This is a genomic window from Bacteroides graminisolvens (genome assembly GCF_963666085.1).
In the GTDB taxonomy this organism is placed as follows: Bacteria; Bacteroidota; Bacteroidia; order Bacteroidales; family Bacteroidaceae; genus Bacteroides; species Bacteroides graminisolvens.
In genome coordinates this window covers 3,716,251-3,728,927 of record NZ_OY762556.1, presented here as the reverse complement: position 1 = coordinate 3,728,927, position 12,677 = coordinate 3,716,251, and the positions used below count along the sequence as shown (strand labels likewise).

General features: G+C 39.0%; 12 protein-coding genes. 5 read left to right on the top strand and 7 right to left on the bottom strand.

Annotated elements, in window-relative coordinates:
* Positions 1-9: 9 nt before the first annotated feature.
* The 6 genes from ACKPCE_RS15465 to ACKPCE_RS15440 all read right to left on the bottom strand — a co-directional run bounded on the left by ACKPCE_RS15465 (position 10) and on the right by ACKPCE_RS15440 (position 4,599).
* Positions 10-492 carry a hypothetical protein gene (locus tag ACKPCE_RS15465; protein ID WP_319505850.1) on the bottom strand — a complete coding sequence of 161 codons (483 nt, stop codon included), beginning with the start codon at positions 490-492 and terminating at the stop codon, positions 10-12.
* A 4-nt stretch (positions 493-496) separates the two neighbouring features.
* The gene (locus ACKPCE_RS15460; protein WP_319505849.1) at positions 497-2,029 is read right to left on the bottom strand and encodes an RNA-binding domain-containing protein; all 1,533 of its coding nucleotides are present in this window, start codon (positions 2,027-2,029) and stop codon (positions 497-499) included.
* 79 nt (positions 2,030-2,108) lie between these two features.
* Positions 2,109-2,573, bottom strand: a complete 465-nt coding sequence (locus ACKPCE_RS15455) for a hypothetical protein (RefSeq protein WP_319505848.1) — start codon at positions 2,571-2,573, stop codon at positions 2,109-2,111.
* 463 nt (positions 2,574-3,036) lie between these two features.
* Positions 3,037-3,564 (bottom strand): hypothetical protein, encoded by a 528-nt coding sequence (locus ACKPCE_RS15450; RefSeq protein ID WP_319505847.1) that lies wholly within the window; start codon positions 3,562-3,564, stop codon positions 3,037-3,039.
* A complete protein-coding gene (locus ACKPCE_RS15445) occupies positions 3,554-4,267 on the bottom strand; it encodes an ImmA/IrrE family metallo-endopeptidase (protein WP_319505846.1) in 714 nt (237 codons plus the stop codon). Before ACKPCE_RS15445 ends, ACKPCE_RS15450 begins: the two co-directional genes overlap by 11 nt.
* The gene (locus tag ACKPCE_RS15440) at positions 4,264-4,599 is read right to left on the bottom strand and encodes a helix-turn-helix transcriptional regulator (RefSeq protein WP_319505845.1); all 336 of its coding nucleotides are present in this window, start codon (positions 4,597-4,599) and stop codon (positions 4,264-4,266) included. Before ACKPCE_RS15440 ends, ACKPCE_RS15445 begins: the two co-directional genes overlap by 4 nt.
* A 1,202-nt stretch (positions 4,600-5,801) precedes the next feature.
* Between ACKPCE_RS15440 and ACKPCE_RS15435 the strand changes: the two genes are divergently transcribed.
* Positions 5,802-7,154: an alanine/glycine:cation symporter family protein gene (locus ACKPCE_RS15435; protein WP_276993134.1), complete on the top strand. Its 1,353-nt coding sequence runs from the start codon at positions 5,802-5,804 to the stop codon at positions 7,152-7,154.
* 17 nt (positions 7,155-7,171) lie between these two features.
* Here ACKPCE_RS15435 and nfo read toward each other — a convergent pair whose 3' ends face one another.
* On the bottom strand, positions 7,172-8,011 hold the full coding sequence (gene nfo, locus ACKPCE_RS15430) for a deoxyribonuclease IV (protein WP_319505844.1): 840 nt from the start codon (positions 8,009-8,011) through the stop codon (positions 7,172-7,174).
* A gap of 164 nt (positions 8,012-8,175) precedes the next feature.
* Here nfo and ACKPCE_RS15425 point away from each other — a divergent pair, with 164 nt between their 5' ends.
* The 4 genes from ACKPCE_RS15425 (at position 8,176) to ACKPCE_RS15410 (ending at position 12,495) form a co-directional block, all read left to right on the top strand.
* On the top strand, positions 8,176-9,432 hold the full coding sequence (locus ACKPCE_RS15425) for a carboxypeptidase-like regulatory domain-containing protein (RefSeq protein WP_319505843.1): 1,257 nt from the start codon (positions 8,176-8,178) through the stop codon (positions 9,430-9,432).
* Positions 9,433-9,512: 80 nt separating this feature from the next.
* Entirely contained in the window at positions 9,513-10,064 is a 552-nt protein-coding gene (locus ACKPCE_RS15420) for an RNA polymerase sigma-70 factor (protein ID WP_024996402.1), read from the top strand.
* The gene (locus ACKPCE_RS15415) at positions 10,061-10,918 is read left to right on the top strand and encodes a FecR family protein (RefSeq protein ID WP_308764010.1); all 858 of its coding nucleotides are present in this window, start codon (positions 10,061-10,063) and stop codon (positions 10,916-10,918) included. Before ACKPCE_RS15420 ends, ACKPCE_RS15415 begins: the two co-directional genes overlap by 4 nt.
* Positions 10,919-10,923: 5 nt before the next feature.
* Positions 10,924-12,495, top strand: coding sequence for a carboxypeptidase-like regulatory domain-containing protein (locus ACKPCE_RS15410; RefSeq protein WP_319505842.1), 1,572 nt, complete (start codon positions 10,924-10,926; stop codon positions 12,493-12,495).
* The last annotated feature ends 182 nt before the right edge of the window (positions 12,496-12,677 follow it).

The following is a 12,677-nucleotide window of genomic DNA, read 5'->3' as shown; positions in this document are numbered from 1 at the left end:
TATTTCAAACTATTTTCTTTCACTGACCTTTTCCAATACTTGCATCTTCTTTGTCAATGTGTTTTTTTCGGCTGGAAAGTAGAGACTGAAAGCTTGATATAAGAAACTTATAATATCACTACGATTTTTCTCCATGTTGAAAAAATCAAAGCAGACAAAGTACATAAACTTTTGTTGCTTTTCGGTCAAGGCATTTTCCAATGCTTGATTCTTCTGTTTAAGGACGTTGAATTTCAGCAATGCGGCAATGTACATACAGAAATACCCTACTGCAATATAGAATATTAGGACAAGCAGATAATTGTTGTTTGAATTTTGAGTATCTCTAGCCATGTATTCACTGATGGGAATGACGGCTAATAACATGATGATGGCTATTGAATAAAGCGCTCTGTATCGCGTTTTATGGTTTACCTGTGGCAAGGAGGCAAACAAAAAGGCGATAATCAAAACGGCAATTATTGCATAAAGTGGAATGAAAGATGTTCCCATAGGTTTATTGCTCTGTTTGAGGATTAATTACAATGCGCCAATAACCACCAAAGTCTGCGCCTTCACGAGACAAAATACCCATAGAACGTAACTTAGCGATTTGCTTTTCTACAGCTCGAGAACTTATTCCAATTTTATAAGCCATAGCTTCGGCTGATATTGAGGGATCGGAAATGACAAAATCAATAATTTGTTGTGCTGTTTTTCCTATATTCTTAGGTTTATCCACAACCTCTCCGAACCTTCTCTCCGAACTTTTAGGGGAGTCTCCGAACTTTTTCTCCGAACCATTGTTGTTTACACCGAACTTTTCTTCATTTATTGAACGCTTTTCGAGAGTATCATTTACTCTTTCAGCCACTTCTTCAACAGGTATTCTACCATTCTCGTTCCAGTTCAAATTATAAAAAGTGGTGTAGAATGAAGTCGCTTCCGTTTGATATTGCGGTTCTTTGCCTTGCAGGAAATTAGGCAACTTCTCCGTAAGTTCCCGCATTTTCCGTAAACCCGAGCCACGTTTTTCCATATAGTCCAATTGTGTAAACATATCCGCAATGACGGGATTACGGCGCATGGACGGCACTTTGTATATGTCACGGTCTTGAATTTGCGTACCATCAAGCATCGCACCGGGTGATACCAATTCTACTCGGTCGTCATAGATATCAATATGTACTTCACCACCCATTACGGTATAATCTCTGTGAATAAGATGGTTTACTAATCCTTCAAAGATAGCACGGTCGGAATAGTCGGGGAGGTTTAAGCGATAGTTCGGCATCTTAACCCATCCGCTCATGGTGTAGTTCTTGATGAAATCCATGCCATATTTCAAAAGCAATACAAGATTTGCCCGATGTTCTATGGAACTGATGGCATCGTCTTTGTAGAGTCCAGTCCAACGGGTACAGAATATTAGAGATTGAAATACAGTGCAGTTATCAACAAACAGCAATCCGGCATTGGTCAGTTTTCCATTCGATGTTACCAGCCCGAACGATTCCAAGTATTTGTCATTCCATTCCTGGCGGGTTTGCTCACGGAACGTGTTGGCAAGGATTATGAAAGAATGTTTGTTGGCATCCACTTGTGTAGGCAGCGAGTCCCAAGTCATGTGTGTGCCTTTCAATACCAGTGAAAGAAGTTGTTGCGAATTACACTCCACACTTTCATTACCGACTCGTGTATAAGCTGTACGTGTTCCGTCTTGATAATAATAATAAGGTGTCAACGTTCCGGCTTTTACTTTGACTTCAAGCAAAGAATGACCTTCGTGCTCTATAGGGATGAGCTGTATTTCCGGCACTGGATCAAGCCTTGCCTTTATCATTTCACTGATGAAATCAGCATCAGCTTGAGGCTCCTCTAGCCCCACAATAACTCCGTCATCGTTCACTCCATAAAATAGACTACCACCGTCTGTATTGGCAAAAGCCGACACGGATTTAAGCCATGATTTCACTTTCTTGCGTTCCAACATTTCCTTGAAATCGTAACTCGAACATTCCGCTATCAATATATTGTTATGTATATGCATATTTTCCCTTATTATTTAGAGGAATCTACTGTTCTTGATAGATATTCCTACTCTCATATATATCACTTTTGTGAAAATACTAATAAATTCTTCTAATCCAACGTTCCTTTGTTTTCATTCCCCATTGAACGTGCCATTTTCTTCCACTTGTTTTGTCCAGTAGAATAAACTGGTACATATTTTTTGTGGGATATAGTTCAAAACTTCCAGAACCATGACCAAATCCATAATTCAAGTCATCATTATTTATAGTTACGCTACCTTCGTTTTCTGAATCTAAAGACCATTGAACTTGTTCTATCATTCCTGTTTTAGTATCTAATTGAAGTAGGGTGTATATGTTATCTGTCTGATATAATTTATAACGTTGTTTCAGAGAACAGTCAAGTTCTATTTGTTCTAGCCAAGCATTCGTTATTTGAAAAAGGCTATCTATTCTATTTAAAACAGAATCTTTTGGGGCTTGTTGGTTGCTTTTTTTCGTTTGGGCAACCCCTATTGCTGAACATAAAAGTATGGCAATGACTGTTGTTATTCTTTTCATGTTACTCTTTTTTATATTGTTAGTCAATTTTCTCTGTTTACTTTTACTAATGCAATTGATTTGTTTATTATTCAGATGCATAACAGAATATTACATACAAAAGTACATAAAAAGCATGAGTTTTTACACCGGCATAATAAAGAAATCATTTTTTTCTTTAGAGGAAAGATACGGATAAAACTGAAGAATTTGTTAAAATCACCGTTTTCTTTTGATTTTTGGGTTTGCGTTATATTTGCAACACTTGTACGCAAGTCGCTGATAGACATATTAAGTTGTTTTTGAGGAAGTGAAGTAAGGTGAATAACTAGAAATAGATAAATACCTATCAAAAAATATAAGAGGAGCGTAATTCAATGAGTTACGCTCCTTTCTTTTATATCTTGTGTTTGACTATCGTTCGTTTCGCAATTTGAGTTATATTCGTACCGGTACTTCTTTGTTAGACGATGTGATACGTTAATCAGATTATAACTGAACAAGAATACTTTGATATATCAACAATCGGTAATACACTGCCTTTAGCTATAACCTGTTGAATAAATGAATCACATTCCTGTTTTGTCATCTTCTTCCTTATATAGGCGTAATATAGAAAATCAAGCGTTGTTAAATAGGTGATATCATGTGATTCACAATACTCTTTGATGTCTTTGAGATTGCTACTTCCTAGTACATCGTGATTCTTATAGCAATAAATCATGCAAGCACTTTCTCCCTTGCCTAAAGTCTTCAATAACAAAGCGTATTCTTTCATCATGGAACCGTTAGGTTTGAATTTAATTATTTGAATCTTGGAAGTCATGAACTTAGATATGTTATCAATGAAAGTTTTAGTCTGTGGGTTTCTAGTTAGCTCTGCATAAACAACATCAAGTATCAAATATTGATATTCTGGAAAAATATCGAACAGGATAGTAAAACAATCACCTTTCATGAAATGAATGACAACATCTGAATCAAGTACAATTTTTGTTTTATTATTTGCCATTGTAATCCAATTTGTTCAAAAGCTCAATATAATGGCCTTCCGATATTTTACCTGCATCAAAGAGAATACGAGCTCTTTCACCAAAATCACCGACAATTAGATTTTCATTTCCTGGCTGATAAAGGGAGGTGTCATATCCATATTCACGTGCAGACTGAGTAGCCGATATCTTTAGTAATTCTTCTTTTGATGCCTTGTTGATGAATGACAAATCACTTAATCTGTTTAGAAGGGCTTGGCGTGACACAGAATAGTAGTGTTCTATTCTCAATACAGAAGCCAAAGTCACTTCGCCTTTTTCAACTTCATCTTTTGATAATAATTGTAGGATCCCATCTTCTGGCATCAGTAGAATGGAAGCAAACATATTGGCTTGTTGCTCAATTGGATTTTTTGATCCGTTACTTAAGGTACATTTATGTGGTTTTGGATTCTCTTCTATAAAAAGGTGGAACAACTCATGGGCAATAGTAAAATGTTGTCTTCCTTTGGAATGATTGGAATTGATAAGCATGAAACGATGCGAGGAAGAGTCTTTTAAACTCATTCCACAGAAATCATCCGACAATGGACGGAATATACTAACAACTTTCAGTTTAAGAAGTAAGCTCTTTAGGTTGATGGCATCTGTATTTCCTAATCCAACATCTTGGCGGAATTTTACAACCATCTGTTCGATCAATCTTATTTGATTTGTTCTCATAGAGATGCTACTAATTGGTCCATTTTGATGTAAGATTTAACAATATCTTTAAAATGAATAATCTCTTGTAAATCATTACTATTAAGATCTTCTATTCTGAAAGCTGTTGCCAAAATCATGTCTTCAGAAACATTTTCTTCAAAGAATACATATAGCTCGCAACCGAATAAATCTGCTGCTTTCTCCAATAAATCCAATGGCATTTCACGTTCTCCACTCTCGTAATTGCTATAAGCAGAACGGTTGATTCCGAGAGCTAAAGCTACTTCTTCTTGAGTGAAAGCTGAAATAGATCTTATTTTCTTGAGGTTATTTCCTACGAGCTTATTCATGGCTGTTTATTATTTCGTGGTTCTTATTTCCGTGGCAAATTTACTGCTTATATTTATATATATATAATCTTGCCACGGATTTGTTTTGTATTTAACACTTTCGTAGGTGGTTTTGTTGGTAACTGAAATACTTTTTAATTAGTATCCATTTTAAAAGTCAATTGGGAGCCAAAGTTATAGAAATGTTCTGTATTTCATTGCTATCACCTTCACTTAAAAAGCTCTTTATGTTTTTCAAAAACATAAAGAGCTTTTTTGAAAACATAAAGAGGTTTCTGGCAGAACTTAACTAAAAAGATAAAACGACTTTAATGTTATTAATTATTACTATGTAATTCTCTTTAAATAAACAAAATACTCACTTGATTTAAAGGAAGGTAGGACCACTTTTAGGGTCACTTTAGGTTCACTCTCCCTTAGCGTATCTTTTCGTGGCTCATTTCTGCCTTTTTTAGAGTGAATAGCCCTATTCATAGGCTTTTTAGCATATAATATCTTTCTGAGTAAGGTGTTTGCTGATGCTGGTAAAAGTGCCAATGAAATTCCTCTCACAACCAACACTTAACATTTTCATGAAACTTGCGCCAAGTCTATTCTATTTACCATTTTGCTATGAGGGATCAATGCTTGTATTTTCTGTTTGCTGCCTTTAGAAAAACGAATTACTGAGCAGCAGGCTCTATTTCGATAAAGCGTGCATGTACATGATGGCTCGCTTGCAAAGACTATATACATGTTTCACTGCTTTTAGCAGAATGGTAGGGGGAAGTGGAAAAAAACAGCTTATTAAGGTAGGCGGATTTATTGTGCTAATATTTTCTTGTTACTATACAAATAGCCCTTTTGTAAAGGGCTACCTTGTACGGGAAGGGTCGCCCCGAGAAGTGTGACCCTAAAGTGACCCTAAATTTCTTTTTTGTCTGCCTCTCTTTTGTTTTTAATGTTCTGATAATCAGGTAGTAATTTTGTTTTTGTTTCTTCCTTTCGAAAATTGGGGTGAACCAACTATTTGCTTGCTTATGCAATCGTTTAGCCTTCTCTTGCGTATGGAAAATACCTTACTTATTATAGTGGTTACGAAAGGTTTTTAAGAAGAGTAATAGAATTAATGGCTATCTGCTAAATGCAACTAATATGATTTATACTTGTCTATTTGATATTAAAAAACTATTTTTGCTGTACAATTGTAATACATAGCACGTATGGAACGGTTCGAAGAGTTAACCGCGCAGATTAGTTCGGCTTTATGGGGGTGGCCGATGATTATATTACTTCTGGGAACACATTTGTTTCTTACCATCAGACTGCGCTTTCCTCAAGCCAAGATTTTCACGGCAATTCGTTTATCGGTCACGAAAGACGATAATGCGAGTGGTGATGTTAGCCAGTTTGGTGCATTGGCCACTTCGCTGGCTGCTACCATTGGTACAGGCAACATTGTGGGTGTGGCTACCGCGGTTGCGTTTGGTGGTCCCGGGGCGGTGCTCTGGTGCTGGCTGACCGGCGTGTTTGGTATTGCAACAAAGTATGCGGAAGGGTTGCTTGCCATCAAATATAGGGTGCAGACAGAAAACGGTGAGATGCTTGGGGGACCGATGTATGCCTTGGAGCGCGGACTGAAAATGAAATGGCTAGCTGTGCTGTTTTGCGTGTTCACGGCAATTGCGGCGTTTGGCATTGGTAATACCGTTCAGGCAAATTCTATTTCCATGCTGCTGAATGAAAGCTGGGGCATTTCAACGTATGTTACCGGTGGCATTCTTTGTTTGCTTCTGGCGCTGGTAATCCTTTTCGGATTAAAAGGAATCTCAAAAGTTTGTTCTACTCTGGTGCCTTTCATGGCTGCCTTTTACATTGTGGGATGTATCATCATTTTGTGGCTGAATGCTGCCTATCTCAAAGATACCGTCGTTCTTATTTTCAATTCGGCTTTCACTCCCCAAGCAGCCGGAGGAGGTTTTATGGGTACCACGGTGATGATGGCTGCCCGTTTCGGTATTGCTCGCGGACTGTTTTCAAATGAATCGGGTCTGGGCTCGGCACCCATTGTGGCTGCAGCGGCACGCACGCGCAATCCGGTACGTCAGGCTTTGGTTTCTTCTACCGGTACGTTTTGGGATACGGTTATCATCTGTGCGCTCACCGGACTGGTTTTGGTGAGCAGCATCATTGCTTATCCAGAAATTGACCATACGCAAGGCGGAGCACTAACGAAAATGGCATTCGGAAAGATTCCTTATGTAGGACCTGCCATTTTATCGGTCGGGATCCTGACTTTTGCCTTTTCTACTATATTGGGATGGTCTTACTACGGTGAAAAGGCTATGGAGTATTTGGGAGGGAAGAAGTGGATCATTTATTATCGCATAGCCTACATTGCAGCGGCATTCGTGGGATCGGTCATGAATCTCACCGTGGTGTGGAACATTGCCGATAGCATGAATGCATTAATGGCCATTCCCAACCTGATAGCACTGTTGTTATTGTCGGGAGTGGCAGTCAGGGAAACCCGCAAGTACTTGTGGTCGGGAAGGCTTAATGATGATGAGTTCTGAAAAAGGCGAGGGGATACTTACCCTTGACTGATTGCTCTCAACCAGGCGATTTCTTTTGTCCAAAGAGTTTCGTCGGGTGTTTCCAGTATAATAGGTAGGTTGTCGAAACGAGTATCTTTCATCAACCTCTCAAAAAAGGCATTGCCTATGTATCCTTGCCCAATGCTGTCGTGGCGGTCCACTCGGCTTCCTACTTCTTTCTTAGAATCATTCAGATGGATTCCCCGTAAGAAAGAAAAACCGACTTCTTGCTCAAAAGCATTGAACACCTGATCGTAATCTTGCAAGAAATTGTATCCGGCAGTAAAGGTGTGACAAGTATCCAGGCAAACACCAACCCGGCTTTTATCTTCTACTTTGTCGATAATGTACCTTAGGTGCCAAAATTCATTGCCCAGGTTACTGCCCTGACCGGCTGTATTCTCAATAACAGCAGTCACGCCTTTTGTTTTATCGAGGACTATGTTGATACTCTCCGCAATGCGACTGAGGCAGGCTTCGGTATCTATCTTATTGAGATGGCTGCCGGGGTGGAAGTTCAACAGTTTCAGTCCAAGTTGTTCGCAACGTTGCATTTCATCTAAGAAAGCTGCCCGGCTTTTGGTTAAGCCTTCCTCTTCTGGATGGCCCAGGTTGATAAGGTAACTGTCATGCGGTAAGATGTATTCCGGAAGAAAACCGTATTTCTCACAGTTTTGCTGAAACAAATCAATACTTTCTGCGGTAAGCGGCTTGCTAACCCACTGACGTTGGTTCTTTGTGAAAAGGGCAAAGGCATTGGCCCCTATTTCGTGTGCATTAACCGGTGCGTATTCAACGCCTCCTGATGCACTGACATGTGCTCCTATGTACTTCATCTGATTATTTTTTTCTATTCAACGCCCGCTATGAGGCTTTTGTTTTCTAAATTTTCAGTGAAGATAAAAAAAAGTGGAATAAAGCATAGGGTTTCTCTTTGCTAACCCATCATATTAGTGAACCGGTTATTCAAGTTATGTTTAATGTCTAAAATCATACAATTATGAAAACCTTGCATTTTATTACAGTAGCAATCATCCTTACCCTTTTACTTCTGGGCGGAACAGCTGTTACAGCCTCTGCAAAAGACGGATCGGGATACACTGAGATCAGCGGTGTGGTGAAGGATAGACAAACAAAGAAAAAGCTGGGCTATGTGAATGTATCTGTTCCCGGTACGAGTATAGGTACCATCACTAATGCAGACGGCGGCTTTTCAATTAAAGTAACGGACAGTATCCATGCAGAAGCATTGGAGATTTCTCATGTAGGCTATTTCAATCAACGTTTATCAATAAAGAGACATGACATGCACGATGTAACTGTATTCTTGATGCCCAATGCGGTAAATCTTCAGGAAGTGGTTATTCGCGGGGCCAATCCCATTAAACTGGTAACCGAAGCCATTAGAAAAATAAAGGTGAATAATAGTGCCAACCCCAATATGTTGACCGGATTTTATCGTGAAACAATTAAGAAAAGAAGGAGTTATATTAATATATCAGAAGCAGTCATCAACATCTATAAAACCCCCTATACAGAAAATATTAATCTGGATCGGATACAGATTCATAAAGGCAGACGACTATTAAGTCCCAAAGCGGGTGATACGCTGGTTGTGAAGCTGGCCGGCGGTCCGAACCTGTCTATCTTTCTCGATTTTGTGAAGAACCGTGACATGATGCTGGATATAGAAACGCTTCATTATTACCGTTTTTGGATGGACAAATCGGTCATGATCAATGAACGCCCTCACTTTGTAGTAGGCTTTGAACCACAGGTAACTATGCCGTACCCTTTATTTAACGGCAAGCTCTATATTGATCAGGAAAGTCTGGCCTTTTCACAAGCTGAATTCAGCTTTAGCATGGAAGACCGAAATAAAGTAACACAGGCTGTGTTAAAGAAGAAACCGTTTAATCTGCGCTTTAAACCCGAGGAGATAACCTACTTGGTAACGTATAAACAACATAACGGACGAAGTTACCTGAATTACATCCGGTCGGAATTTAATTTCAAGTGTGATTGGAAGCGCCGTTTATTCTCTACCAACTATTCGGTTTTGTCAGAGATGGTTGTTACCAATATAAAAGAGAAGGGTGTTGCTGTTATTCCTTACAAATTGGCGTTCCACGAAAGAAATTCACTTTCCGATAAAGTCTCTAACTTCTACGATGAGAATTTCTGGGAAGACTATAACATTATAGAACCTACCGAATCATTAGAAAGTGCGGTCAACAAATTGAAAAAGAAATGGTAGCAGATAATTTAATCCTTTTCGAACATACATTGAAAAGTTTTATATATATTTGATATTCAATTGGTTAACTCATAATGGTTATGCTGGAAGATTTACTTATTCTACGAAAAATTAAAGAGGGGGATATCAAGACATTCGAATCTGTCTTTCGACTCTATTATTCCCCTCTTTGTCTGTATGCATTCAGCATAACCGGTCGCAAAGATATTGCAGAAGAAATTGTTCAGGAACTGTTTTATGTTCTTTGGAAAGATCGTGATAAATTGCAGATTCTTCATTCGGTTAAATCTTATCTGTATGGTGCCATCAGGAACCAATCACTTCAGTACTGCGAACACGTCAATGTGCGCGAACGATATAAGGAACACCAGCTGAATGCAGAAGAACAGGTGCCGGACTCAACCCCCGAAGAAATGTTGGAATACAAAGAACTGGAGGAAGTGATAAACCGCACGTTAAAGAAGTTACCCCAAAGAAGGCAGGCCATATTCAGGATGCATCGCTTGGAAGGGTTGAAATATAAAGAAATAGCCGACACGCTATCTTTGTCAGTGAAAACCATCGAGGCAGAAATGACAAAGACCTATCAGGAATTACGACGTGAAATTGAAAAATATACCTATGTTTTATGAAAAGCAGAGAAGAAAAACAGCAGAAAACAGACAAAGCATGGAATGAACTCTATGCACGTTTGGAACAAGACGGTCTGTTGCCACAAGCAGATGCTCCTGTAAAGCAGCATTTTATGCAGTCTGTTCCGTTGCGGTGGGCGGCTTGTATCGCTTTGCTTTTAGCAGGCACAGTGGCGGCATGGTTTATTAAAACGAATTTCTATGCGGGAGAAGATAAGCTTTTGTTGGCTAACGAGAAAGGAAAACCTACGTTGGTTACCACTTTCGAAGACGGATCCATTGCTTATTTAAGTGAGCAGGCCTCTGTGGAATACCCCCGGCATTTTGCTGAAGACAGCAGGGAGATCTATCTCAAAGGAGATGCTTTCTTTGAAGTGAGCAGTAATAAGCAAAGGCCGTTTGTTATAGAAACTCAACAGGCACGGATTGAAGTTGTAGGTACTACTTTCAATGTGCGAAGCAAAGATAATGAGTCATTTTCTCTGTCTGTGCGCACCGGCAAGGTGAAGGTTACGTCTAAAAAAAGCGGGGAAAGCGTTTTTGTTACGGCCGGACAAACTGCTTTATTAAGAGATGATCAGCTACGCGCATTGCAAACAAGAGATTTTGACCAGTTCAACCGTTACTTGAAATTCATTCATTTTAAAGATCAGCGTTTGTCGAATGTGGTACGTATAATCAATGAGAATACAGATTCTATACAGCTAAAAATATCCCCCGAATTGGGTGACCGGTTGTTAACAGTGACATTCCACAATGATTCACCGCAAACCATGGCTCAGCTTATCTGCTTGGCTCTAAATTTGGAACTGACTGTACAACAGAATATTATTAATATCAACCAACCTAGGTAATTACTGTGAGCAAAGAAAGACGACATATTGTTCGTTTGTTCTCCGCGCTGTTTGTGCTACTCTTTGTTTCAGTAGCCATTCAAGCCGGAGGTACAGATGATGTACTTAGTCGTCTGGTGAAGATAACGACGACGAAAGGCAGCCGTTATCAGTTACTTAGGCAAGTGTCAGATCAAACAGGTTATTATTTTATTTACGATAGTCAGGTAATCAATAATGATGAAGAGGTTAAAATCCGCAAAGGAGAATATACAGTCAGAAACGCCATACATCTTATAACGGGAAACGAACAAATCAAAATAGGTATTTTAGGTAATCATATATTATTAAGCCTTCCCGTGCCCGAAAAGGCGCCTGTAACACCACTCACTTCCCCTGAAAAGACACCCTATGTTATCAAAGGCATGGCGTATGATCGGGTATCCAAAGAAGTCATATCCTATGCTTCGGTGGGGGTGAGTGGTACTTCTATCGGAACGGTGACAAACCAAAACGGTCAATTTCAATTGATAGTGCCCGATTCACTGAGTCATTTATCTGTCAAGTTATCACATGTAGGTTATGAAAGTTCCGAATATCAGATTTCCGCTTTGAATGGTAAACACATTGATTTTTACCTAGAACCAAAGATTATACCGCTTCAGGAAGTCATTGTGCGGGCTGTAAATCCCGTGCAGGTACTTAACCGCATGATTGAAAACCGCAAGCTGAACTATTCATCCCGTCCGGTTTACCTGACCACCTTTTACCGTGAAGCGATTGAACACAAAAATAAGAAGTTGGATATTACGGAGTCTGTCCTGAAAATCTATAAACAGTCTTACCGGACTACAGTCATGACTGATCAGGTTAAGCTGATTAAAATGCGTAGAGTTTTTAAAAAAGAAGCCACAGATACCATTTTTACCAAGATGAAATCGGGTATCAATACCTGTCTCGTTCTGGATGTCATGCGAAGTATGCCCGATTTCCTTGAGACTCGCGGAATAGAGTCAAACTTCACCTACACCTATACAGATATAACCGAGATAGATGGTAGAAGAGTGTATGTCATCTCTTTCGAGCAGAAAAAAGAGATTAAAGAGCCTCTTTATAAAGGGCAACTTTATATTGATACCGACAATTATGCGTTGGTGGAGATTCGTTTTGAAATCAATCCCTTGTATGCCGAGAAAGCAACCAATATGTTTCTGGAAAAGCGAAGCCGTGATTATAAGTTAACCCTTCGTTCGGCCACCTATAAAATTTCTTATAAACCCTCCAGCGATCATATCTATTATTTAAATCATATCAGAGGGGATTTGGAATTCAAAGTAAAACGCAATAGAAATTTCTTCAGCTCACCGTTGCATATTTGGTTTGAGATGGTAAATTGCAGAACGGATACAGAGAATGTGAACAGCTTTCCACGGGAAGAGCGGTTATCAACACGCAATGTTTTTTCGGAGACGAAACACGAATACGATGCTGACTTTTGGGAGCACTTCAATGTTATATTACCTGAAGATGAGTTGAGACAACTCATTATGAACAACTTGAGTGAGGTGAGTAGTACTAATCAAGCTTCTCCACTTTAATAATGTTATTGTTGTAATACGCTGATCGTAAATCATTCGTGAGTTACAGAACGTTTTATTTTATGAAATCTTCATATCAAGACTTTTTTATTATGCGTTATTAATTCGCTATGTTTTTTTTAGATTAAATATGACAAATACTATTTGTTTTTTATAATTATGTTCAAAAAAATGTGTTAATA